The sequence below is a fragment of the Microbacterium sp. Root322 genome (assembly GCF_001425645.1).
GTDB classification, from domain to species: Bacteria; Actinomycetota; Actinomycetes; order Actinomycetales; family Microbacteriaceae; genus Microbacterium; species Microbacterium maritypicum.
In genome coordinates, this window is the sequence record NZ_LMCS01000001.1 from 831,980 (window position 1) to 855,926 (window position 23,947).

Below are 23,947 nucleotides of genomic sequence, written 5' to 3' on the forward strand. Positions count from 1 at the left end.
CTCTATTCAGCTCTCGTCGCGCCTGTTCGCACGCGCGACATCCGTACCACGATACCCTGTGCCCACCGGCTCCCGCACGGCGGCGGCGGCGTCGGGATACACGAGCCGCTCGAGGAGGAGCACGTGAGCACATTCGACACGATCGTGATCGGCGCCGGGATGTCGGGGCTCACGAGCGCCCGGATGCTCGCCGACGCGGGCCAGAGCGTCGTGGTCCTGGAAGGACGCGACCGCATCGGCGGTCGGATGCACACCGACCGCGGTACCGGATTCCCGGTCGACCTCGGCGCGTCGTGGATCCATGGGATCGAGGACTCGCCTCTGTGGAACCTCGTCCACGCGCTGAGGATCCCGGCGATCGAATACACCGTGGGCAGCTTCCAGGTGGGCGGGCGCCCGATCGAGAACTTCGACGGCGACGGGCATCCGATGGACGAGGCGGCCACTGCGCAGTGGATCGCCGACGTCGACATGGCCGATCGTCTGCTCGTGGAGGAGATCGCCGCCTCCTCCCCCGGCGACACCTACCTGGATGTGACCGAGCGTGCCCTCGACCGGTCGGGATTCGCCCCGGAGCGCATCGACGACATCCGCGAGTTCTTCCGCCATCGGGTCGAGGAGCAGTGCGGGGCCTGGATCGGCGACCTCGACGCCCATGGCCTCGACGAGGACGCGATCGAGGGCGACGAGGTGATCTTCCCCCGCGGGTACGACGAGCTGCCCCGACGCATCGGCTCCGGCCTCGATGTGCGCCTGGAGACGGTCGTGACGCGGGTGAGCCGGTCAGGCGACGGCGTCGTCGTGCACGCGGGCGAGACGCAGTACCGGGCCGCCAGGGCGATCGTGACCGTGCCCCTCGGGGTACTCAAGGCGGGGACGATCGCGTTCGAGCCGGCACTGCCCGACGCGGTCGCAGGCCCCGTCTCCCGGCTCGGGATGGGCGTCTTCAACAAGGTGTTCGTCCAGTTCCCCGAGCGCTTCTGGAACGAGGGGACCTACGTGATCCGTGCCCTCGGCGAGGCCGGCGAGCACTGGCACTCCTGGTACGACGTCTCCGCCGTCAGCGGCATCCCGACACTGCTGACCTTCGCCGCCGGACCCTTCGGTCGCCGTATGCAAGAGCTGCCCGATGCGGAGATCGTCGCCGACGCGGTGAATGCGCTGCGGGTCCTCTACCCGGATGCCGTGGGCGAGCCGCTCGCCCACTGGGTCACCCGCTGGGGTGAGGACGAGTTCTCGAACGGCTCCTACTCGCACCTCGCACTGGGTTCCACGCATCACGACCACGACGCGCTCGCGGGGCCCGTCGACGGGGTACTGCACTTCGCCGGCGAGGCCACCTGGGGCGACGAACCGGCAACGGTCGGTGCGGCGTTCTACTCCGGGCACCGGGCCGCGGAGCGCATCCTCGATCGCTCCGTCGACCTCACGGACTTCGCGGCCCGCATCACCGCGCGGGAGCAGACGGAAGCGCGTTGATCGCTCCGATCAGCCGGAACAGGTTGCCCACCTGCCGCTGATCCAGGTGCAGGATCAGACGCGGCAGGTCGAGGTTGTCGTCGTCGGCGACCTCGGGTTGCCGCGGAGCCGTCCGCTCGATCCGGCCCGTCGAGAGCATCGAGGCGAACTGCTGGTTGAGCGTTTCGATCTCGTCATCCGTCGGCACGGCCTTCAGGCGCAGCACCAGGGCGTCGCCCACCCACCGCAACGAGTCGTAGTTGTGCCAGAACCCGGTGATCTCCGCGCGCGCCGCCTCCACCGAATCCGTGATCACGACGCGGTCGAAGTCACCCTCCGAGATCACCCCGGTCGGAGCGAGGTGATCGTCGATGAAGCTGCGCAGACCCTGCCAGAAGGTGCCCCCGGGCTCGTCGAGGAGAACGATGGGGGTCGGCTCGGCCTTCCCCGTCTGCTGAAGGGTGAGCAGCTCGAACATCTCGTCGAGAGTGCCGAATCCGCCGGGAAGGCAGATGAATCCAAGCGATTCCTTGATCAGCATGAGTTTGCGCGTGAAGAAGTACTTCATCGCGACGACGTGGTCCTGACCGGTCACGAAGCCGTTCGGCTTCTCCTCGAAGGGCAGCCGGATGGAGACGCCCAGCGAGAGAGCGGGGCCCGCTCCCTCCGACGCCGCCTGCATGATGCCGGGTCCGGCACCCGTGACGACCATCCAGCCGTCGCCCGCCAGGGCCGCCGCCACATCGCGAGCCGTGAGGTAGAGCGGATCGTCATGCCGGGTGCGGGCCGATCCGAAGACGGTCACCTTGGGGACTCCGCGGAACGGCGCGAACAGCCGGAACGCATCGCGCATCTCAGCCAGAGCCGCCGAGGCGATCTTGAGGTCGAGACGATCGGCACCGTCCTCGCCGAGCAGGATCGCCGTGCGCAGCATGCGCATGATCAATCGTCGATCGGCGTGCACTCCCGCGTCGTCGAGCACGGCGTTGATCTCGGAGCTGAGGGCCTCGGGGAGTGGTTCGTCGATCATGTCACCAGGGTGTCATGCGACGGTGCGACCGCGGGCCGCAACGCCGGGGTGTCGCTGCGAGACGCCGGCACCTCCCTGTCACGGCACCGCCACGGTGTCAATGCCCGTGACCACCGCCACGGCAGGCGGCACGCTGATGCCATGACCGAGATCACAGGACCCGAAGCCCTCGCCCGCGTCGCCGAGCTCGTGGAGGACATCGACATCACGATGCTCACCACCACCGACGACGACGGCAACCTCGTGAGTCGACCGATGTCGACCCGGCAGATGGACGATGCCGGCGACATCTGGTTCTTCACCTCCGAAGACACCGAGAAGGTCGATGAAGCGCGCAAGCACCGTGACGTCGGACTCGCCTACTGCGATGCGAAGGGGATGCGCTACGTGTCCGTCGCGGGAACGGCAGAGGTCGTGCATGACCGCGCGAAGATGGAGGAGCTCTACTCCGCGTCTCTGGAGATCTGGTTCGCCGACGGCCTCGACACTCCCGGCATCGCGCTTCTGAAGGTGACCCCGAAGGTCACGGAGTTCTGGGAACCCTCGAAGGGCAGGCTCGCGCTCGCTGCGGGTGCGCTCAAGTCCCTCGTCACCCGCGACACGCCTGACGACGACATCATGAACCACGGCCGCATCGTCTGCTGACGACGCGGCCGCACGGGCTCAGCGGGTGGAGAGCCGCCCGACGACCTCGTCGACGGTGACCGCGTCACGCTCCCCCGTGGCGCGGTCCCACAGCTCGACCTGGCCTTCGGCGGCCCCACGTCCGACGATGACGATCTTCGGGACGCCGACGAGTTCGGCGTCGCCGAACTTCACACCGGGCGATACCTTGGGGCGGTCGTCGTAGAGCACGTCGAGTCCCGCGGCCTCGAGCTGCGCGGAGATGCTCTCCGCCACCTCGAACGCGACCTGATCGCGACCCGCGGCGACGACCTGCACGTCGAACGGCGCGACGGACGCCGGCCAGATGAGGCCCTTGTCGTCGTTGTTGAGCTCGGCGATGATCGCGAGGATGCGGGTCACACCGATGCCGTACGAACCCATCGTCACCGTGACGAGCTTGCCGTTCTCGTTCAGCACCTTCAGCCCCAGGGCCTCGGCGTACTTGCGGCCGAGCTGGAAGACGTGTCCGATCTCCATGCCTCGCGCGAGCTCGACCGGCCCCGAGCCGTCGGGCGCCGGGTCACCCGCGCGCACGTTCGCGATCTCCACGACGCCGTCGGCGGCGAAGTCGCGTCCGGCGACGACGGAGTGCGCGTGCTTCTGGTCGATGTTCGCGCCGGTGATCCAGCTCGTGCCCTCGCTCACACGCGGGTCGACCAGGTAGCGGATCCCGGTCGCGGACTCCTCGCCGAGCACCGCCCCTGTGGGCGACCAAGGGCCGATGTAGCCCTTCACGAGCAGCGGGTTGTTCTCGAAGTCGTCGGCGGTCGCCGTCTCGACCTCGGCGGGCGCGAAGGCGACCTCGGCGCGCTTCTCGTCGACCTCGCGATCGCCGGGGATGCCGACGATGACCAGCTCGCGCGTGCCGTCGAGGTGCGTGAGTGCGAGCACGACGTTCTTGAGGGTGTCGGCCGCGGTGTACTCGCCCTCGAGCTCACGGTTCGCGTGCACGACCAGCGTCTCGATGGTCGGCGTGTCCGGGGAATCGAAGATCACCGGGGTCGCGTCGGCTTCGTAGGCGATCGCCTCCGGAACCGCAGTGGTGAACGCCTCGACGTTGGCCGCGTATCCACCGGCGCTGCGCACGAAGGTGTCTTCTCCGACCGGTGTCGGGTGCAGGAACTCCTCGCTACGGGATCCGCCCATGGCGCCGGCGTCGGCCTGGACGATCACGTACTCGAGTCCGAGCCGCTGGAAGATGCGCTCGTACGCATCACGCTGCGCCTGGTAGCTGGCGTCGAGACCCTCGTCGGACGAGTCGAAGGAGTACGCGTCCTTCATCGTGAACTCGCGGCCGCGGAGCAGGCCCGCCCGGGGGCGCGCCTCGTCACGGTACTTGTCCTGGATCTGGTAGATCGTGAGCGGCAGGTCTTTGTACGACGAGTACAGGTCCTTCACCAGCATGGTGAAGGCCTCCTCGTGCGTGGGCGCGAGGAGGTAGTCGCCTCCCTTGCGATCCTGAAGACGGAAGAGCAGATCGCCGTACTCGTCCCAGCGGCCGGTGGCCTCGTAGGCCTCACGCGGCATGAGAGCCGGGAAGTGCACCTCCTGCGCGCCGGCAGCAGCCATCTCCTCGCGGACGACGGTCTCGATCTTCGACTTGACGCGCAGCCCCAGTGGCAGCCACGCGAAGATGCCGGCGGCCTGCGGGCGGATGTATCCGGCCCGGATCAGCAGCCGATGGCTGGCGACCTCTGCGCCTGCAGGGTCTTCACGGAGCGTGCGGAGGAAGAAGTTCGAAAGACGAGTGACCACGGAGCAAGTCTAGTGAGCCGCGGTCACTCGTCTTCGACCGTGTCAGTTCAGCGCCGGAAGGTTCCCCGGGACCACACCGCCCGCGTAGAGGTCGGCGGCGAGCTCCTGCAGCGCGGTCAGCGCGACGCGCTGCGGCAGCGGACCGTACGAGATGCGCGCGACGCCGAGCTTCTCGTACTCGGAGGCGGCGAGGGCACCGGGGAGCCCGATGACGCTGACCTTGCGCTCTCCGATGCCCTCGACGAGCTGACGGGTGACGTTCATGTCGAGGATGCCGGGGATGAACACGGCCGTCGCTCCCGCGTCGAGATACGCCCGACCGCGCTGGATGGCGTCGGCGATGCTCTCCGGCACCGGGCGCCCTCCGGCGCGGACGAACGCGTCGGTGCGGGCGTTGAGGGCGAACGGGACGCCCTCGGCCTCCGCCGCCTTCACGATCGCTGCGACAGCGGCGACGGACTCGTCGAGCGGCTTGAGGCGATCCTCGATGTTCGCGCCGACGACCCCGACGCCGATCGCGAGGCGCGTGGTCTCGCCCGCGTCGCCGTATCCGTCATCGAGGTCGGCCGAGACCGGCACCGCGACGGCAGCCGCGATGCGACCCACCATGTCGATCATGATCTCGCGCGGAGTGGCACCGTCGTCATAGCCGAACGACGCGGCGATGCCGTGCCCGGCCGTGGCGATCGCCTTCGTCTCGGGGAGGGCGGCGACCGCCCGCGCGGACACGACGTCCCACACATTCACGACGCGGAGGATCTCCGGTGCGTCATAGAGTCCGACAAGGGTCTGGGCCTTGGCTGCAGTGGTCATGAGTCCACGCTAACGCGGGTTGCCATCCGCAGGGCCGCTTCGCCGAGCTCCTCCCGATCACTCGCGCCTAGGGTGGAGCCATGCCTCAGCGCCGATCACACGTCGCCCCGTCTGCCGCCCAGACCGAACTGGCCACGGCGCTCGCCGCTCTGCGCGAGTCGACCGAAGCCCCCGTCGACTTCCCTGAGGATGTGATCGCCGAGGCCGAGGCATCGACGGCGACGGTACCCGAACTCGACCTTCGCGACATCCCCTTCGCGACGCTCGATCCCGAGGGTTCTCGCGACCTCGATCAGGCGTTTCATCTCGAGCGCGACGGCAGCGGCTACACGGTTCGCTACGCGATCGCCGACGTCCCCGGCTTCGTCGTCCCGGGTGGCGCCGTCGATGCCGAGGCTCGGCGGCGCGGACAGACCCTGTACGCCGCCGACGGCTCGATCCCCCTGCATCCGCGGGTCCTGAGCGAGGATCGCGCGTCGCTGCTCGCCGATGTCGATCGACCGGCATTGGTGTGGACATTCGCCCTCGACTCCGCCGGCGTGGTCTCGACCTTCCGTCTGGAGCGCGCGTTGATCCGCTCGCGCGCCCAGCTCGACTACGCCACGACCCAGATGTCGCTCGATCTCGGCGAAGACGGGCCGGCCGCGCTGCTGCCCGAGATCGGCGCCCTGCGGATGGAGCAGGAGCGCCTGCGCGGCGGAGCGAGCCTGAACCTGCCCGATGAAGAGGTCGTGCGCGCTCAGGACGGCACCTATGCGATCGAGCGTCGCAGCCCGCTGCCCGTGGAGGAATGGAACGCCCAGCTCTCGCTCATGACGGGGATGGCAGCCGCGACCCTGATGCTCGACGCCGGGGTAGGGATCCTTCGGACCATGCCGGAACCGGATGACGCGGCGTTCGAGACGTTCCGGCACCAGACGGAAGCCCTCGGTCGACCGTGGACGACGGGCACCTACGGCGAGTACCTGCGAAACCTCGACCGCGCCGACCCGATGACGCTCCCCGTGCTGGAGGCCGCTTCGTCACTGTTCCGCGGAGCGGGGTATCTGGTGTTCGACGGCGAGACACCGAAGGATACTGTGCAGGCCGCCATCGCCGCCCCCTATGCTCACGCGACCGCTCCCCTGCGCCGACTGGTCGATCGGTGGGCCCTCGCGATCTGCCTCGCCGCCTCGAACGGCACGCCTGCCCCCGAATGGGCACGCGCCTCACTCGCCGAGCTGCCCGCGCTGATGCAGGAGTCCGGTCAGCGCGCCTCACGACTGAACGCCGCCACGATCAACAGCGTCGAAGCCGCGCTCCTGACGCCGCTGGTTGGCTCGACGATGGAGGCGACCGTGATCGAGCTGCGGGGCGAGCGTGCGGCGATCCAACTCGCCGACCCCGCGGTCACGGCGACGGCACCCCTGCCCATGGGGGCGAAGCCGGGCGATGTCGTCCAGCTCCGGGTGGCTCGGGCTGACATCGCGAAGGGAGAGGTCGAGTTCGTGATCTGAACATCTCGACCACCGCTACCCTGTCGAGATGGATCATGCTGAGCGCGCTGAGAGGTTCGTCGCATCGACGTACCCTCACGCCGAGATCGCTATCGTCGCCGGAAGCACAGCACGCGAGGAACGCACCGCGACCAGCGACATCGATCTTCTGCTCATCGGCGCGTCTCTCTTCGGCCAGGTTCCGCAGTCCGGCGAGGCCGCCACTCATGAGTTCGAAGGCGAGATCTTCGAGGTGTTCGCCTACACGCCGCAAGGCTTCGAAGAATGGGCGGATCGCGGAGTTACCCAGCAGCGCCCGGTGATCGCGCACATGCTCGTGGAGGGGGTCGCGATCCGCGAGAACGCCGCGTTCGACGCTCTTCGATCGCGGTGGAGTGACATTCTCGCCGCCGGTCCACTCCTGGATGTGACGGAGTCTCGGTTGCGGCGGTACATGATCACCGACCTGCTCGACGATCTGAGGGACGCGACGGACGTTCTGGAGCAACGGGTGATCGCCGGCACGCTGTTCGAGCGGATCGCGGAGTTGATGCTGTTGGACGGTGGACGCTGGGTCGCGACCGGCAAGTGGCTTCCGCGACGCCTGCGCGATCTGAGCCAGGAGCGTGCTGACCTGCTGAGTACCCCCTTGCTCGCCGACGACCTCGCCGGCTTCGCTGATCGCGTCGAGGCGGAACTCGAGCGCGCGGGCGGACGGGTGCAGGCGGGATTCGTCCGCTGACGTCAGTCGGCTGGCGTCGCCACGGTCGTCATGACCAGGAGCTGAGGATCGCTCAGGTCGAGCGACACCGTGATCGAGGCGAACGCGGCGAGCGAGTCGACGTGCGTTCCTCCGCAGAGGATCACGGCCTCGCCCTCGGGGAGTTCGCAGTGCCAACGACGACGGTCGACGATGGACGGGCCCTCGGTCTCGACGCTGCTGGAGACACCGGCGGCGACCCATGCCGCGAGCTGGTCGTTGACGCGTGCTTCCCGATCGGTGAGCGTCGCCGCGAACGTCTCGGTGTCGAACCCGGCCCTGCGCAGGCTCTTGCCCAGACGGTACTCGTCGACGGCCCCGTCCTCGTGGATCCGACTCGACTGATTGGCGCGGCCCTCGAAGTCGGGGGCACCGAGGGCGTCGACACCGGGTTCCTTGCGCCAGAGGTCCGCCAGGGCCCGGTCGAGCGCGAGAGAGGCGAGGTGACATGCGGTGTGGCCGCGGCTGAGGCCGACACGACGCGCACCCTCGACCGAGAGCGTCACCCGCGCACCCTCGACGAGAGCAGCCGGAGCGGCACCCTCGATCCGATGCCCGACGAGCCAGGTCCAGCCGTCGGCCCCGCGCTTGACGGGGATGTCGCTCCCGACGGCGAACTCGCCCTCATCCGAGATCGCGGCCATCAGCGCCTCCGTCACCTGGACGGTGTCGCCGGCGACCGCGATGGTCCCCGTGTCGCCCGGCTGATCCGGCCAGGTGTGGTCGACGGGGTGGAAGGGTGTCGTGTCCACGACCACGACGGGGCCGTCCGGGTGGTTCTCGACACGGGTGACGATGCCATCTCCGGCGATGGCGCCTGCCGCGAAGGTCACGATGGTGGGCGTCGACATGGTTCTCCTAGGATTCGACGGCACGCAGTCGGCGCGCGGGCTCGACAGCCCGCAGCTGACGTGTCAGTGGGACGGGGGGATCGTGAAGCTGGCGAGCTTGTCGCCCTCGACGACGAAGATGCCGTCGGACTCACCGTTGAAGACGCGACTCGCCCATCCGAAACGGAGGCGCGTGGTGTCGCCCTCGGTCTCGGCCGAGAGCACGGTCATCTGCGCACCGGCGCCGATCGCGTCACTGCCCGCCCAGTCGCGCACCCCAGCGGGGCCGGCCTTGACCGTGCCCCAATCGCTGACGAAACCGTCGGCGGTGAAGGCATCCACGAATGCCTCGGTGTCGGCGGCGTTGATCGCGTCGATCATCGCCTGCACAGGAGCGGGAAGTGTGTGATCGGACATGTGGTGCTCCTCCTGGCTCAGACCGTGACGACCTGGGCGGTGCCGAGCGGCGCTTCCGGGCCCATCTCTGCGGCGATGCGGTTGGCTTCTTCGATCAGCGTGGCGACGATGTCCGCCTCAGGCACGGTCTTGATGACTTCACCCTTCACGAAGATCTGCCCCTTGCCGTTGCCCGAGGCGACGCCGAGGTCGGCCTCTCGGGCCTCACCGGGTCCGTTGACGACGCAGCCCATCACGGCGACCCGAAGCGGGACGGTCATGTCCTTGAGTCCCTCGGTGACGTTCTCGGCCAACGTGTATACGTCGACCTGCGCACGACCGCACGAGGGGCACGAGACGATCTCGAGCTTGCGCTCACGCAGGTTCAGCGACTGCAGGATCTGGTGGCCCACCTTGACCTCTTCGGCCGGCGGCGCCGACAGCGACACCCGGATCGTGTCGCCGATGCCCTCGCCGAGCAGGATGCCGAACGCCGTGGCGCTCTTGATCGTGCCTTGGAACGCCGGGCCGGCCTCGGTCACGCCGAGGTGCAGAGGCCAATCGCCCCGCTCAGCCAGCAGCCGGTACGCCTTGACCATCACGATCGGGTCGTTGTGCTTGACCGAGATCTTGAAGTCGTGGAAGTCGTGCTCCTCGAACAGCGACGCCTCCCAGACGGCGCTCTCGACCAGCGCCTCGGCCGTCGCCTTGCCGTACTTGGTGAGGATGCGGCGGTCGAGCGATCCGGCGTTGACACCGATGCGCAGCGAAACACCCGCGGCCTTCGCCGCCTCCGCGATCTTGCCGACGTTGCCGTCGAACTCCCGGATGTTCCCGGGGTTCACTCGAACCGCCCCGCATCCGGCGTCGATCGCCGTGTAGATGTAGCGCGGCTGGAAGTGGATGTCCGCGATCACAGGGATCTGGCTCTTCATCGCGATGATCTTCAGCGCGTCGGCATCGTCCTGATGCGGCACGGCGACGCGCACGATCTCGCAGCCGGAGGCCGTGAGCTCGGCGATCTGCTGGAGAGTCCCGTTGATGTCGGTCGTCTTCGTGGTCGTCATCGACTGCACGCTGACGGGAGCGTCGCCGCCCACGAGCACCTTGCCCACTTTGATCTGCCGGGACTTACGGCGCGGGGCGAGGACTTCGGGGATCTTCGGCATTCCGAGGTTCACTGCTGGCACCCCTCAAGCCTACGCCGCCAGGATGCAAGTGGGCTGGACGGACGCACCTACGCTGGATGAATGGCAGTCGTCCTCCTCACCGGCTTCGAACCCTTCGACGGCGCCGCGCGCAACCCCTCTGCGGATGCGGTGAACGCCGTCGTGGCCGACTACGACGGCCCGCACGACCTGGTCGTCGCGACTCTTCCCGTCGCATTCGACGCCTCGGCGCGCCGCCTGCGCGCCCTGATCGAGCGCCACTCCCCTGATGTCGTCATCGCCACCGGACTCGCCGGTGGGAGCTCACACATCGCCCTCGAGCGCATCGGGGTGAACCTGATCGATGCGCGCATCCCCGACAACGACGGCGCACAGCCCGTCGACGTGCCCAGCGAGGCCGGCGGCCCTGCGGCGCGGTTCTCGACGCTTCCCGTCAAGCGTCTCGTCGACGAGCTGATCGCCGAAGGACTCCCGGCGCGGCTCTCGCTGTCGGCGGGCGCGTACGTGTGCAACCACGTGCTGTACACCGCGCTGGGTGCGATCGGGCCGAATGCCATCGCAGGGTTCGTGCACCTCCCCTGGTCGACCGGCACCGCTCCCGCAGACGCTCCGCATCTCGCCGAGGCGCAGCTGGCTCGAGCGGTGCGTCTCGTCGTCGATCACGCCCTCGACACCGAGACGAAAGAGCCGGGCGGCAGCATCTGGTGACGTCATCGCGCTCGGGCCGCCACGCGCGATGTGGTAGTTTCGGCCCCATGCTCGCGAACTTCACCTGGTGGCCCGCCTTCTAGGCGGTGTGTTCGCGTTCCCACGAATTCAGACCGCCGACCTCGGCGGTCTTTTCGTTGCGCCGAGCCGGAGCACAGCACAGGAGACATCGATGACCCTCTCACGACTCGCCGAGCTCAGCGCCGATCCGACGGCGTCCTTCGTGCTGATCGCACGTGACGGCGCCGACACCGTCGAGCTGCTCAGCGGGGAGGTCGTCGACGTCGATCTGCTCGCGGATATCCCGCTGACCATCGACGGCACCCCTCGCGAGGTGTTCTCGATGGTCCCCTATCGCCAGGTGCGTGAACGCGGATTCGTCGCCCAGGACGACGGTGCCCCGCTGCGGTGCGTGGTCGTCGACGAGCATCTGCACCTGCCCACCGCGGAACTTCTCACGGCCCTCCCCCGCACACCCGTCGCGCTCCACGACGACGGCTTCGACATCGCCGACGCCGAGTACGCCGCGATCGTCGAGAAGGTCATCGCCGAAGAGATCGGCCGCGGGGAGGGTGCGAACTTCGTCATCCGGCGCGATTTCACCGCCGGCATCGACGTCGACGACCGGACGGCCGCCCTCACCTGGTTCCGTGCGCTGCTCACGCACGAACGCGGCGCCTACTGGACTTTCGCCGTCGTCACTCCCGGGCACATCGCCGTCGGCGCCAGCCCGGAGGCCCATGTGGTCGCCCGCGAAGGCATCGTCACGATGAACCCGATCTCCGGAACGTTCCGTCACCCGGCCGGTGGTTCGACGAAGGAGACGCTGATCGACTTCCTCGCCTCGACCAAGGAGACCGAGGAACTGTTCATGGTCGTCGACGAGGAACTCAAGATGATGAGCGCCGTGTGCTCCGACGGTGGGCGGATCACCGGCCCCCACCTCAAGGAGATGTCGCGGCTCACGCACACCGAGTACATGCTTCGCGGACGCAGCTCCCTCGATCCGCGCGACATCCTGCGCGAGACCATGTTCGCGCCGACCGTCACCGGGTCGCCCATGCAGAACGCGTGCGCCGTCATCCGTCGCCACGAGCGCGAGCCCCGCGGCTATTACTCCGGAGTCGCCGCCCTGTTCACCCCGAACGCCGACGGCGGCCACGACCTGGACGCGCCGATCCTCATCCGTACCGTGTACCTCCAGGACGGTACCCTCCGCGTGCCGGTCGGTGCGACGCTCGTTCGGCACTCCGACCCGATGGGCGAGGTGTCCGAGACGCACGGCAAGGCCGCCGGCGTGCTGGGTGCCATCGGAGCGATCGACCGGGACCGCGTCGCCGAGGCACGCAGCGATGCGGACGCTCCGGGCGCGGCACGTGCCCTCGCCGACGACCCCGCGATCGCCGAGCTGCTCTCGTCGCGCAACGCCCGTCTGGCCGAGTTCTGGCTCAACCCGCAGGGCGAGGAGTTCACGGGCCCGTTCGCCGGACACTCGGCCCTCGTCGTGGATGCCGAGGACCGTTTCACGACCATGCTCGCCCACCAGCTGCGCCATCTGGGTCTCGCGGTGACCATCGCCCCCTGGAGCGAGGTGCGGGACGCCGATCTGGATGCCGCAGACCTCGTCGTCGCAGGCCCAGGTCCCGGAGATCCGCGGGATACGGAGAACGCCCGCATCGCCAGGATGCGCGCCGTGGTCGCGCGTCGACTCGATTCCGACGCACCGCTGCTCGCGGTGTGCCTCAGCCACCAGATCCTCGCCGACAGGCTCGGCATCTCGCTGACTCCGCTCGATACCCCGCATCAGGGTCTGCAGAAGTCCGTGCCGGTGTTCGGAGAGGACGCATCGATCGGCTTCTACAACACCTTCACCGCGCGGGTCAGCCCTGGCACGATGACCGTCGGGGATGCCGACGTGTCAGCGGATCCCGACTCCGGCGATGTGTACGCGCTCCGCGGGGCGCACTTCGCCTCGGTGCAGGGACATCTCGAGTCGATCCTCTCGCGCGACGGGATCCGCACGCTCGAGCGCCTCGTGTCGCACGCCCTCGCCTGATCCGTCGAAACGGGGTCGGTCAGAGCTCGAGCGATACCCGGGAGCGGAGCAGGCGTCGCTCCGCGTCATTCACCGCGAGCTCGTGGGCATCGCGGAGTGCCGCGAGAGCCTCCTCTTCCCGTCCGGTTCGCCGCAGCAGGTCGCCGCGCACGGCATGCCAGAGGTGGAAGCGCACCAGATCGTCATGAAGGGCCTCCACCTCCGCGAGCGCGCGCTTCACGTCGCCGGTCTGCCCGACCGCGACGGCGCGATTGAGACGAACCACGGGCGAAGCGTCGTGGACGAGAAGCAGGTCATAGAGCGCGACGATCTGTGCCCAGTCCGTGTCGGCGAACTGCTGCGCATCGGAATGACACGCAGCGATGGCCGCATGCAGCTGCCAACGACCTGACCGCCGCATCCCTGCAGCGCGCGAGAGCGCTCGATGGGCATCGCGTTGAAGCGCAGCGTCCCACCGCATCCGGTCCTGATCGGCGAGCAGGACCATCTCGCCCTCGAGCGCTCGCGCCGGCTCTCTGCTGCGATGGAACTTCAGCAGCGCCACGAGCCCCCATGCTTCGGGTTCACCAGGGAGGGCGTGCGCCACGACCTCCGCCAGCCAGAGTGCGTCTTCTGCGACGTCGCGATCCGCCCCGCAGTCCGAGCCCGGCAGGAGATGCGCCATGTTGTACATGACCGAGATCACGGTGAGGACCATGTCCAGGCGCGGTGCCCGCTCCCCGCCCTCCGGCACGCGCAGCGGGATCCCTGCCGCGCCGATCCTGCGCTTGGCGCGCACGATGCGCTGTCCGACGGCGGCCGGAGTGCTCATCGTCGCCCTGGCGATCTGCTCGGTCGTCAGGCCGCACACCGCGCGCAGGGTGAGCGCGAGCTGTGCGGGCTCGGACAGCGCCGGATGGCAGCATCCGAACAGCAGTGGCAGTCGCTCGTCCATTTCGGTGTCGACCAGCGGCGCCCGGTCGGAGAGGATCGCGAGCTTCTGGCGGTAGCGCTTGTCGCGGCGCAGCCGATCGAGTGCGTTGTGACGCGCAGCCGTGGTGAGCCACGCGGCCGGATTCGGCGGGACTCCCCTCACGCGCCATCCGACCAGAGCTTCGGCGACAGCCTCGGCCACGGACTCCTCCGCGAGATCGAGGTTGCCGAGCGATGTGGTGAGAGCCGCGACGATCCGGGCGGACTCGCCTCGGACCACCCGCTCCAGGGCGCGATCGGATGCCGCATCCCCCGATGACGCGGCATCCGAGGCGTTCACTGCTCGAACTGGCTGTAGTCCGTCACGATCGGACGGATCTCGACCGAGGTGCCCTCGAGCTCGAGCATCGGCCACGTCCGCGCCAGGGCTATCGCGGCGTCGAGGTCGGGCACATCGATGAGAGTGAAACCGCCGACGGCCTCACGCGCCTCCGTGAAGGGACCGTCGACGACGACTGCACCCGTGGCCCCGTGTCGCACGGTGGTCGCCGCATCGACCGGCTGCAGTTCTGCGCCGCTGTCCTCGATCGAGTCGGCGTTGTCCTGGAACCACTGGTAGACACGCGCGTATACGTCTTGAGCGACCTCCGGCGAGACGGCGGCGTCGTGCGCGGGGGTGGATGTAAACATGATGACGTACTTCATGAGGTTCGTCCTTTCGTCTTGAGAACCGTTTCACCCCTTCAGCGAACGGACAAGGACGAATTCGACACCTCAGCCGAGAAGATTCACCGGGTTGAACAGATCGGCGACGAGCAGCAGCGCTCCCATCGCGATCAGAAGCACCGCGACGACGACGGTCAGCGGCACGAGCTTCGTCGCATCGACGGGCGCCGGGGGCGGCCTGCGGAAGAGCTTGGCCCACGCGCGCTTGATGCCGTCCCACAGCGCGACGACGATGTGACCACCGTCGAGCGGGAGCAGCGGGATGAGGTTGAAGACGAACAGCGCGATGTTCAGCGAGCCCAGCAGACCGAGCAGGAAGGCGAACCTGTTGAGGATGGGCGCATCGGTCGCGGCGACCTCACCTGCAAGGCGTCCGACCCCGACGACGCTCAGCGGTCCATTCGGGTCGCGTTCTCCGCCGGTGACGAGGGAGACGCCGACGTCCCACAGACGCACAGGGAGCGTGACGATCATGGATGCTACCCGAGCGGTGCTGTCCGCGGCCATCTCGGGGCCGGCGGTGAGGGGCTGCTGCACGTAGCCCATCTGCGCCCCCATCCCGACATAGCCGACCTCCTTGACGACAGGCTTTCCCGCGTCGTCGAGGACCGGCTGGCCGCTGGCGTCGGTGATCGTGCGCTCTGCCGCGATCGGCGTGAGACGCAGCGACTTCTCCGCCCCATCACGTCGCACCACCATGTCGAGCGTCTCGCCCGGTGCCGCCTGCACGATCGTGGTGGCCTCGGCGAACGTCGACACCGGCTGTCCGTCGACGGACACGATGACATCTCCCGGCTTGATCCCGGCTTCCGCGGCGGGTGAGGCCGGGTCATCCGGTGTGCACTCGGTCGCCGTCGAGCCCGCGGGCACCACGCATTCGGTCACCGAGGCGATGGTGGTGGTTCCCTGCTGCAGGCCGATCCCCGACAGCAGCACGGTGAAGATCACCGTGGCGAGCACGAGGTTCATGGCGGGACCGCCGAGCATCACGATCACGCGCTTCCACACGGGCAGGCGGTAGAAGACGCGATCTTCCGCGCCCTCCGCGATGGTCTCGTCGTTCGCGCTACGCGCATCCTGGATCAATGAGCGGAAGACGCCGGAGGCCGGACCGGAGCTCTTCGACGCCGGGTACATGCCCGACATCGAGATGAAGCCCCCCAGCGGAAGCAGCTTGAACCCGTACTCCGTCTCGCCGATGCGCCGAGACCACAGCCGCGGGCCGAAGCCGATCATGTACTGACCGACGCGCACGCCGAAGAGCTTCGCGGGGACGAGATGCCCGACCTCATGCAGGCCGATCGACAGCCCGAGGCCGATCAGCATGAACAGGATGCCGGCCAGATAGAGCAGGAATTCCACGTGCCAACGTTAGTGCCCCCAGCTAGGAATCCGCCCGGCGCCGCGGCGCAGCTAGGCTGAGAGCGTGAATGCCCGGCAGCTGCGACTCGTGCGCGCTGCCGCCGTATCCTCGGTGGCGACGTTGCTCGCCGCACTGTCCCACACTCTGGGCGGCGGAGCGGCTCCGCATGCGCTGCTGATCCTCGCGATCGCGACTCTGGTCACACCGCTGTCCGCCGTGCTGGTCGGCGTCAGGCAGTCGCGCGGCCGTGTAGCCCTGGCGGTCTTCCTCGCGCAGGGCGCCTTCCACGTCCTGTTCCAGCTGCTGGGCGCCCCGACGGGTACGACGCCGATCGCCGGCGGCGCACACTCCCACCATCTCGACGTGGCGCTTCTCGGGTCTACGGCACCCGCAGCGGCTCCCGGCGCACTGATGCTGTTCGCGCACGTCGTCGCGGCCGTGCTCACCACGATCCTGGTGTGGCATGCGGAAGCGGTCGTGCGCATCGTCGCCCGCTGGGTCGACGCACTCTTCCGACGCGCATCCGCGCTGGCGCCCGCGATGCATCGCCGACCGCCTCGACTGCGTTCGGTCACCGTCGTCTCCTTCGACGCCGCCGTCTCGGCCGCTGTGCCCAGACGCGGTCCTCCTGCGCTCGCCCGCGACTGATCCGTCGCACCGGAGTCCGCCGACCCCCGACGGGGCGGCATCACCCCTTTCGCGGAGACGCGCCGTCGTGGCGCGCCCGCACTTCGAGCACCAGGAGATCTCTCATGTCCCGCAACACCCGTACCCGTCGTCTCAGCCTCGCCGCCCTCGGCGTCCTCGGCGGAGCCACCCTCGCCCTCGCCGTCCCCGCCATGGCCGGCGCCCACGTGGGCGTCAGCCCCGACGAGCTCGCCGCAGGAGACCACGGCGTGCTCACCTTCTCGTTCTCCCACGGCTGCGAGAACTCCCCCACCACCGCCCTGCGCATCACGATGCCCGAGGGCCTCGCCTCGGTGGCACCGACCATGGACAGCAATTGGAACATCGAGGTCGAACGCGGTGATGACGGCCTCGTCAGCGCCGTGACGTACACCGCCGTCGCGCCGGTGCCCACCGACCTTCGCGGCGCGGTGAGCATGGGAGTCGGCCTGGACGAGAACACGCCCGACACGCTGGCGTTCCCCGTCGTGCAGGAGTGCGTCGAGGGTTCGACCGAGTGGACGCAGCTCGCCGAGAACGGCGAGGACCCGCACAGCCTCGACGCACCCGCCCCGGTCGTCTCCGTCACCGCGGCCGCCGCCGGCGGGCACGGCGAGCACGCCGAGACCGAAGATGCCGACAAGGGCGACGAGGCCACCGCCACGTCCGCGGTCTCCGACCCCCTGGGAGTGGCTCTCGGCGCCGGCGGTCTCGTCGCCGGCTTCGCCGCCCTCGTGGTCGCGATCCTCGCCTACCGACGCCGCGCCTGACGGCCTGCACGGCCCCTCGCGCTGCGCTCTCCGGAGCGCGAGGGGCCGTGCCGCGAGTGGTTCCCACCGCGGTCGTGAGATCATGGATCCGCCATGTCGATTGAACAACAACCGAGCTTGCCTCCCGTGCTCCGCCCCGCGAACCCGCCCCGGCGTGAGCTGTCCGAACTCGCTTCCCGCTTCGCCCGCACCGTTCGCGGTGACGTCGACGGGATCGCCCTCACCGGCATCACCCTCGCGACGGCGGATCTCCGCCCCGGCGAGGCGTTCGTCGCGATCCAGGGCGTCAATCGGCACGGTGCGGACTTCGCCGTCACCGCCGCCGAGAAGGGCGCCGTCGCCGTCATCACGGACGAGGCCGGCGCGGAGATCGCAGAAGCGGCGGGACTCCCGATCCTCGTGGTCGATGACCCTCGCGCTGTGCTCGGCGACCTCAGCGCGTGGGTCTACGGCACCGGAGCAGGCGACCCGCTCCCGTTGCTGTTCGCGACGACCGGAACCAACGGCAAGACCAGCGTCTCCCACCTGCTGGAAGGCATCCTGGATCAGATCGGCGTCGTCACCGGACTCTCCTCCACCGCCGAACGTCATATCGCCGGCGAGGTCATCGTCTCGAGGCTGACCACCCCCGAAGCCTCCGAGATGCACGCACTGCTGGCACTCATGCGCGAACGTGCGGTCGAAGCCGTCGCCGTCGAGGTCAGCGCGCAGGCGCTCTCCCGTCACCGCGTCGACGGCATCCGGTTCGACGTCGCCGGCTTCACCAACCTGAGCCACGACCACCTCGACGACTACGCCGACATGGACGAGTACTTCGAGGCGAAGCTGCCGCTGTTCCGCCCCGATCGTGCCGAGCGCGGCGTCATCTGCCTCGACTCCCCCTCGGGGGCGATCGTCGTCGACCGTGCCGAGATCCCTGTCGTCACGGTGGGCACTCCGTCCATCGCCGCAGACCCCGAGGCCGCGACCGCCGCGGACTGGGTCGTCGTCATCGACGACGAGCGGGCAGCCGGCACCACGTTCACGATGACCGGCCCTGCCGGTTCCCTCACGACCACGGTCCCGGTGATCGGGCCGCACATGGCCGCCAACGCGGCCCTGGCGATCGTGATGCTGCTCGAAGGCGGCTACGCCTGGGATCGCATCGTCGAGGCGCTCACCCGCGACGGCGGTATCCGCGCCTATCTCCCCGGTCGCACCCAACTGGTCTCCGGAGCGACCGGCCCCGCCGTGTTCGTCGATTTCGGTCACTCCCCCGACGCGTTCGAGAAGACGCTCGCCGCCGTCCGCCGAGTGACCCCGGGCAAGGTGCTGATGCTGTTCGGTGCCGATGGCGACCGCGATGCGAGCAAACGCTTCGACATGGCGCGCACCGCTGTCGAAGGCAGCGACATCCTCGTGGTCACCGACCACCACCCGCGCTTCGAGGACCCTGCCTCCATCCGGGCGACTCTCATCGAAGGCGCCCGCAAGGCACGACCGGATGCCGAGATCCACGAGGCCTCGCCGCCCGAGAACGCGATCGTCACCGCGGTCGGACTCGTGGGCGACGGCGATGCGATCCTCTGGGCAGGCCCCGGGCATCAGGACTACCGGGACATCCGCGGGGTCCGCACGCCCTACTCGGCACGCGAGCTCGCCCGCCGGGCACTGCGCGCCGCCGGCTGGCCGGTGCCCGACTCGCGCTGGCCGGTGCCCTACCCCGACGAGGACTGATCCGAACGCCAGGGCGGTGAAGCGCCCTGGCGGACTCCTCAGACGGCCGCGATCATGCGGTCGGCGGTCGCACGCGCCCAGGATTCGGCCGCGGCAAGAGTTTCGACCGTGAGCGCGTCCGGCGCATCATGCGCGTCGATGACACGGGCGATCGTGTCGACGATGCCGAGGAACGAGAGCCGTCCCTCATGGAACGCGTCGACGGCCTGCTCGTTGGCCGCGTTGTATACGGCGGGGAACGTACCGCCCGCGCGTCCGACGGCTTTCGCCAGCGCCACGGACGGGAACGCCTCTGCATCGAGCGGCTCGAAGGTCCAGGAGGTGGCGGACGACCAGTCCAGCGGTCGTCCGACACCGCCGACACGGTGCGGCCAGTCCAGACCGAGAGAGATCGGCAGGCGCATGTCGGGCGGCGAGGCCTGAGCGATCGTGGAGCCGTCGATGAACTCGACCATCGAGTGCACGATCGACTGCGGATGCACGACGACGTCGATGTCGTCATACGCGATGTCGAAGAGCAGGTGCGCCTCGATCACCTCGAGTCCCTTGTTCACCAGGGTCGCGGAGTTCGTCGTGACCATGCGCCCCATGTCCCACGTGGGGTGCGCGAGCGCCTCCGCCGGGGTGACCTGGGTCAGTTCCGTGCGGCTGCGTCCGCGGAACGGACCGCCGGATGCCGTCACCACGAGCCGCCGCACCTCTGCGTGAGTGCCGGCGAGCAGCGCCTGCGCGAGCGCGGAGTGCTCGGAGTCCACAGGGACGATCTGACCGGGAGCTGCCGCGGCGAGCACGAGGTCGCCGCCCACGATGAGGGACTCCTTGTTCGCGAGGGCGAGTGTGCGGCCCGCCTTCAGCGCCGCGAGGGTCGAGCCGAGCCCGATCGAGCCGGTGATGGCGTTGAGCACCACGTCGGCTTCGACATCGCGGACGAGCTGCTCGGCCTCGACGGCTCCGAGAGCGGTGGACTCGACCTGGAACTGCGCGGCCTGTGCCTCCAGCATCTCTGCGTTCGAACCGGCGGCGAGACCGACCAGCTCGAATCGACGAGGGTTGGCCCGGATCACATCCAGTGCCTGGGTGCCGATGGAGCCGGTGGAGCCGAGGACGATGACGCGACGCATAACGCCAGCCTAGGTCACGCCCACGGCTCCGCCTCGGTTACTGCTGCTGCTGGACCGGGGTCGTAGCGAGGATGTCGACGACGAACACGAGGCTCTCCTTCTGGAGTTCGTGTCCCTCGCTCGCGCCGTAACCGTCGGACGGCGGCATCACGACGATGACCTGAGAGCCCACCTGCTGGCCCTCGAGAGCCTTCTGGAAGCCTGCGACGACACCGGTGGTCTGGAACTGCGCCGGGGCGGCATCGCGGCTCCAGCTGGAGTCGAACTCCGTGCCGTCGGACCACTTGACACCCAGGTACTGCACGACGACGAGATCGCCCGAGGCGACCGTCGCCCCGTCACCCTGCTTGAGGACGGCGACCTTGGTCTCGGTCGGCGCGTCGCCGTCCGGGATCGTCACGGTCGGGGCGCCCTTGTCGTCGAGCTTGACGGTCGGCATGCCCGGGGTCGGGTCGACCGGCGTTCCCGTCGCTACCTCCGGGAGCTGCTCGACCGCTTCGGCGTAGACGACCTTGGCTGTGCCGCCGTCGCCGAAGACCTTGCCGGGAAGCGCCAGGACCACCTGGGTGCCGAGGGGCTGGCACTCGAGTGCTGCGATGAACAGTGAAGCGTTGTTCTGGTCGAGGAGGACGGAGGCTTCCCCTCCGTCGCTGCGAGCCGAGGAGTCGACGATCTCACCCGTCGCGGCTTCGATGATCTGGAACTTCACGCCCACGAGGTCGTTCGCGACGACCTCGTCGCCGTCGCCCTTGGAGATGATCGTGCGCTCCACGTCGGCGAACGGCGCGTCCGCGGGGACGGTGACCTTCGCGTCGAGGCCTTCGCCGTCGACGACGACCGCGTCGGACGTCGCACCGGGCTGCGCGTTCAGCAGACATCCGCTGGACGCGGTCGGCGAAGGCGTGCCGGAGCTCTCCGGCGCAGCGCCACCGGCACAGCCCGCCAGCAGAAGGGTCGCCGCGGCGACGGTGGACAGAACGATGAGCGGACGCTTGCGCACAGTGAGACCTCGGGATCGCGGGCAGGAAACTCCATCCTGCCTCATACCCCTTTGCTCGCGCTGGGAGGCGCGGCGCAAGTCTTCATTCCCACGCTGGCATGGATCCGGGAGTAATCTGCTCTGATGACCTCTGAGCAGTCCGTCGAGCCCGAATCCTCGTCACCGGAGGAAGCCTCGTCAGAGGAGACGACGAAGCCGCGTCACGCCGGGTTCGCCTACACGCTCGGCCGCAGCCTCATCACCCCTCTCGCTCGACTGGTGTACCGGCCCCGGATCGAAGGGCGCGAGAACGTCCCCCTGAGCGGTCCCGTCATCTTCGCGAGCAATCACCTGTCCTTCATCGACTCGATCGCGATCCCGGTCGCCGCACCCCGTCCGGTGCACTTCCTGGCGAAGTCGACGTACTTCGAGGGCACCGGCTTCAAGGGCTGGATGAGCAAGACGTTCTTCGAGTCGATCGGCGCGATCCCGGTGCGCCGCGGCGCCGGACAGGCCGCCCTGGATGCCCTCGACCTGCAACGCCAGCTCCTCGACGAGGGACTCGCCGTAGCGCTGTACCCGGAGGGCACCCGCTCCACCGACGGCCGGCTGTACAAGGGCCGCACGGGCGTCGCGTTCCTCGCGCTCCAGACCGGCGCACCCGTGGTCCCGGTCGGTCTGATCGGCACCGACAAGGTGATGCCGGTGGGGGCGAAGATGCCCACGCTCAAAGAGCGCATCACGGTGCGCTTCGGCGAACCGCTCGACCTTTCCCCGCACGGTCCGGCGACCAGCGGACGGGCGCGTCGACTCGCCACGGATCAGATCATGGCCGCGATCCACGGGCTCTCCGGCCAGGAGCTCGCGGGCGCGTACAACGAGGCACCTGCGCAGGGCACGATCGAGAAGATCAAGCAGGCTCTACCGCACGAACGTCGCTGACGCGGCGAGAGCGCGTGGTCAGGTGCGAGCGCGTGGTCGGGCGAGAGCGCGTGGTCAGGCGAGAGCGCGCGGTCAGGCGAGAGCGCTGACCGTCGCCTGGTGACGCACCGGGAAGTTCATCGAATTCGCGATGAAACACCACTCGTTCGCCTGAGCGTGCGCGCGCTCGGCGGCCTCGATCATCGAAGCCTCGGCGACGACGACCTCTGGGCACAGCAGCACCTCCACGAACGCGCCGCCGCCTGCGCCGTCTTCGCGCATCACTCCGCTCGCGCGGTCACGGTAGGACACCACGACGACGCCGGCAGTGACACACGCGTGCAGGTACGACAGCAGGTGACACTCGGAGAGAGATGCCAGCAGTAGGTCTTCTGGATTCCATCGTGAGGGGTCACCGCGAAAGGGCTTGTCCGCTGAGGCGAGCAGATCGGGCTTTCCGCCGACCTCGATCGTCACGTCTCGGCGGTAGTCACGGTAGCCGGTGGTTCCGGTGCCGGTATTGCCGGTCCACGTCGCGGTGAGCGCATAGTGGTGTTCGCCGAGAGTGCGCGAGGTCGTCTCTGCCATGGGATCAGTCTGTCAGGCTCCTCCGACACGACGCGAGACGCCGCACACCCCGGGCTAGAGTTGACGGGTGCTGGAGACTCTCACCGTTCAGGATTCCGTGGAACTCGCCGTCGTCGAGAGGAGCGGATTCGTCGAATCCCGCCACGCCGGTGCGGCCGTCGTGCTCTCGCCCGACGGCGACGTCGTCGCCCGTCACGGCAATGCCGATGCGCTGATCCTGCCGCGCTCCAGCCTCAAGCCCCTGCAGGCCATCGCCTGCATCACTGCAGGCGCGGTGCTCGAGGGCGAGCAGCTGGCGATCTCGACGGCGAGCCACATCGGCACCGACCGTCACGCCTCGGTGGTACGCGACATCCTCACCGAGGGTGGTCTCACGGAGGACGCCCTGGGCTGTCCCGCCGCCTGGCCGAGTGACTCGGCGACACGCGATGAGCTCGTTCGTGAACACGGTGTGCCGACGCGGGTGCGCATGAACTGCTCCGGTAAGCATGCCGCGATGCTGCGCGCCTGTGTGGCGACGGGCTGGCCGACCGCAGGCTACCTCGATCCCGCTCATCCTCTGCAGCAGCACATCCGCGACGTCATCGAGCGCCTCACGGGCGAGAAGATCGCGCACACCGCGATCGACGGGTGCGGCGCGCCGGTCCACGCCATGACGCTGACCGGTCTGGCGCGCGCGATCCACCGCATCGGCACCGCTTCGGATCGTTCGCCCTTCGCTCTTCACCGGGTGGCCGGCTCCCTCGTCCGCGCGGTGCGCGAGAACCCCTGGACGATCGAGGGCCCCGGCCGCCCCGACACCATCGCGACGGAGACGCTCGGCGTGTTCACCAAGTACGGCGCCGAGGGCGTCATGGTGATGGTCGCCCCCAATGGAACGACCGTGGCGCTGAAGATGCTCGACGGGGCCACTCGCGCCTCGACGATCGTGGCCGCCACGCTTCTCGCCCGCGCGGGAGGGCTGAGCGACGCCGACGTCGCGGCTCTCAGCGGCGCGCTTCCGCTCGCCGTGCTCGGCGGCGGGGCGGACGTCGGTGCCATCCGTCCCGGTGCCGGGATCTGACACCGC

General features: G+C 68.9%; 23 protein-coding genes. 11 read left to right on the top strand and 12 right to left on the bottom strand.

Annotated elements, in window-relative coordinates; genetic code table 11:
* The first annotated feature begins 123 nt into the window (after window positions 1-123).
* Entirely contained in the window at window positions 124-1,479 is a 1,356-nt protein-coding gene (locus tag ASC55_RS03945; protein WP_055872803.1) for a flavin monoamine oxidase family protein, read from the top strand.
* Here ASC55_RS03945 and ASC55_RS03950 read toward each other — a convergent pair.
* Window positions 1,448-2,488 (bottom strand): TIGR00730 family Rossman fold protein, encoded by a 1,041-nt coding sequence (locus ASC55_RS03950; RefSeq protein WP_055868809.1) that lies wholly within the window; start codon window positions 2,486-2,488, stop codon window positions 1,448-1,450. The two genes, ASC55_RS03945 and ASC55_RS03950, sit on opposite strands and share 32 nt — an antisense overlap.
* A 141-nt stretch (window positions 2,489-2,629) precedes the next feature.
* On the opposite strand from ASC55_RS03950, the gene ASC55_RS03955 reads away from it, so the two are divergent.
* Window positions 2,630-3,133: a pyridoxamine 5'-phosphate oxidase family protein gene (locus ASC55_RS03955; protein WP_055868812.1), complete on the top strand. Its 504-nt coding sequence runs from the start codon at window positions 2,630-2,632 to the stop codon at window positions 3,131-3,133.
* Window positions 3,134-3,151: 18 nt separating this feature from the next.
* Here ASC55_RS03955 and ASC55_RS03960 read toward each other — a convergent pair whose 3' ends face one another.
* Complete coding sequence (locus ASC55_RS03960; protein WP_055872804.1) at window positions 3,152-4,909, bottom strand: proline--tRNA ligase; 1,758 nt, start codon at window positions 4,907-4,909, stop codon at window positions 3,152-3,154.
* A gap of 42 nt (window positions 4,910-4,951) precedes the next feature.
* Window positions 4,952-5,722: an isocitrate lyase/PEP mutase family protein gene (locus ASC55_RS03965; protein ID WP_017830965.1), complete on the bottom strand. Its 771-nt coding sequence runs from the start codon at window positions 5,720-5,722 to the stop codon at window positions 4,952-4,954.
* Between the two features lie 80 nt (window positions 5,723-5,802).
* On the opposite strand from ASC55_RS03965, the gene ASC55_RS03970 reads away from it, so the two are divergent.
* Window positions 5,803-7,218: an RNB domain-containing ribonuclease gene (locus ASC55_RS03970; protein WP_055872806.1), complete on the top strand. Its 1,416-nt coding sequence runs from the start codon at window positions 5,803-5,805 to the stop codon at window positions 7,216-7,218.
* Window positions 7,219-7,246: 28 nt separating this feature from the next.
* A complete protein-coding gene (locus ASC55_RS03975; RefSeq protein WP_055872809.1) occupies window positions 7,247-7,939 on the top strand; it encodes a hypothetical protein in 693 nt (230 codons plus the stop codon).
* A gap of 2 nt (window positions 7,940-7,941) precedes the next feature.
* On the opposite strand, the gene ASC55_RS03980 is transcribed toward ASC55_RS03975, so the two are convergent.
* From ASC55_RS03980 to ispG, 3 genes are all read right to left on the bottom strand, one after another.
* Window positions 7,942-8,808: a hypothetical protein gene (locus ASC55_RS03980; protein ID WP_055868825.1), complete on the bottom strand. Its 867-nt coding sequence runs from the start codon at window positions 8,806-8,808 to the stop codon at window positions 7,942-7,944.
* A 63-nt stretch (window positions 8,809-8,871) separates the two neighbouring features.
* On the bottom strand, window positions 8,872-9,204 hold the full coding sequence (locus ASC55_RS03985; protein ID WP_055868827.1) for a nuclear transport factor 2 family protein: 333 nt from the start codon (window positions 9,202-9,204) through the stop codon (window positions 8,872-8,874).
* A gap of 17 nt (window positions 9,205-9,221) precedes the next feature.
* Window positions 9,222-10,373 (bottom strand): flavodoxin-dependent (E)-4-hydroxy-3-methylbut-2-enyl-diphosphate synthase, encoded by a 1,152-nt coding sequence (gene ispG / locus ASC55_RS03990; protein ID WP_174233197.1) that lies wholly within the window; start codon window positions 10,371-10,373, stop codon window positions 9,222-9,224.
* A 60-nt stretch (window positions 10,374-10,433) separates the two neighbouring features.
* Here ispG and ASC55_RS03995 point away from each other — a divergent pair, with 60 nt between their 5' ends.
* The gene (locus ASC55_RS03995) at window positions 10,434-11,060 is read left to right on the top strand and encodes a pyroglutamyl-peptidase I family protein (protein ID WP_055872810.1); all 627 of its coding nucleotides are present in this window, start codon (window positions 10,434-10,436) and stop codon (window positions 11,058-11,060) included.
* Window positions 11,061-11,232: 172 nt separating this feature from the next.
* Window positions 11,233-13,116, top strand: coding sequence for a chorismate-binding protein (locus ASC55_RS04000; RefSeq protein ID WP_055872812.1), 1,884 nt, complete (start codon window positions 11,233-11,235; stop codon window positions 13,114-13,116).
* A 19-nt stretch (window positions 13,117-13,135) separates the two neighbouring features.
* Here ASC55_RS04000 and ASC55_RS04005 read toward each other — a convergent pair whose 3' ends face one another.
* The 3 genes from ASC55_RS04005 to ASC55_RS04015 form a co-directional block, all read right to left on the bottom strand.
* Complete coding sequence (locus ASC55_RS04005; RefSeq protein WP_055872814.1) at window positions 13,136-14,368, bottom strand: RNA polymerase sigma factor; 1,233 nt, start codon at window positions 14,366-14,368, stop codon at window positions 13,136-13,138.
* Window positions 14,365-14,733, bottom strand: a complete 369-nt coding sequence (locus tag ASC55_RS04010) for a YciI family protein (RefSeq protein ID WP_017830974.1) — start codon at window positions 14,731-14,733, stop codon at window positions 14,365-14,367. The genes ASC55_RS04005 and ASC55_RS04010 overlap by 4 nt, the downstream gene beginning before the upstream one ends.
* Before the next feature lie 69 nt (window positions 14,734-14,802).
* Window positions 14,803-16,116: a M50 family metallopeptidase gene (locus tag ASC55_RS04015; protein ID WP_157559404.1), complete on the bottom strand. Its 1,314-nt coding sequence runs from the start codon at window positions 16,114-16,116 to the stop codon at window positions 14,803-14,805.
* 64 nt (window positions 16,117-16,180) lie between these two features.
* Here ASC55_RS04015 and ASC55_RS04020 point away from each other — a divergent pair, with 64 nt between their 5' ends.
* From ASC55_RS04020 to ASC55_RS04030, 3 genes are all read left to right on the top strand, one after another.
* The gene (locus tag ASC55_RS04020; RefSeq protein ID WP_055868839.1) at window positions 16,181-16,765 is read left to right on the top strand and encodes a hypothetical protein; all 585 of its coding nucleotides are present in this window, start codon (window positions 16,181-16,183) and stop codon (window positions 16,763-16,765) included.
* A gap of 104 nt (window positions 16,766-16,869) precedes the next feature.
* A complete protein-coding gene (locus ASC55_RS04025; protein ID WP_055868842.1) occupies window positions 16,870-17,553 on the top strand; it encodes a YcnI family copper-binding membrane protein in 684 nt (227 codons plus the stop codon).
* A 93-nt stretch (window positions 17,554-17,646) separates the two neighbouring features.
* Window positions 17,647-19,269: a Mur ligase family protein gene (locus tag ASC55_RS04030; RefSeq protein WP_055872816.1), complete on the top strand. Its 1,623-nt coding sequence runs from the start codon at window positions 17,647-17,649 to the stop codon at window positions 19,267-19,269.
* Between the two features lie 38 nt (window positions 19,270-19,307).
* Here ASC55_RS04030 and dxr read toward each other — a convergent pair whose 3' ends face one another.
* Both dxr and ASC55_RS04040 read right to left on the bottom strand, forming a co-directional pair.
* Window positions 19,308-20,390 carry a 1-deoxy-D-xylulose-5-phosphate reductoisomerase gene (gene dxr / locus ASC55_RS04035; protein WP_055868846.1) on the bottom strand — a complete coding sequence of 361 codons (1,083 nt, stop codon included), beginning with the start codon at window positions 20,388-20,390 and terminating at the stop codon, window positions 19,308-19,310.
* 37 nt (window positions 20,391-20,427) lie between these two features.
* Entirely contained in the window at window positions 20,428-21,390 is a 963-nt protein-coding gene (locus ASC55_RS04040; protein ID WP_055872818.1) for an FKBP-type peptidyl-prolyl cis-trans isomerase, read from the bottom strand.
* Between the two features lie 123 nt (window positions 21,391-21,513).
* Here ASC55_RS04040 and ASC55_RS04045 point away from each other — a divergent pair, with 123 nt between their 5' ends.
* Window positions 21,514-22,311: a lysophospholipid acyltransferase family protein gene (locus ASC55_RS04045; protein ID WP_017830981.1), complete on the top strand. Its 798-nt coding sequence runs from the start codon at window positions 21,514-21,516 to the stop codon at window positions 22,309-22,311.
* Between the two features lie 72 nt (window positions 22,312-22,383).
* Here the strand turns inward: ASC55_RS04045 and ASC55_RS04050 are convergent, their stop codons facing one another.
* Window positions 22,384-22,878 (bottom strand): OsmC family protein, encoded by a 495-nt coding sequence (locus tag ASC55_RS04050; RefSeq protein ID WP_055872820.1) that lies wholly within the window; start codon window positions 22,876-22,878, stop codon window positions 22,384-22,386.
* 67 nt (window positions 22,879-22,945) lie between these two features.
* Here ASC55_RS04050 and ASC55_RS04055 point away from each other — a divergent pair, with 67 nt between their 5' ends.
* Complete coding sequence (locus ASC55_RS04055) at window positions 22,946-23,941, top strand: asparaginase (protein ID WP_055868852.1); 996 nt, start codon at window positions 22,946-22,948, stop codon at window positions 23,939-23,941.
* Window positions 23,942-23,947 lie beyond the last annotated feature (6 nt).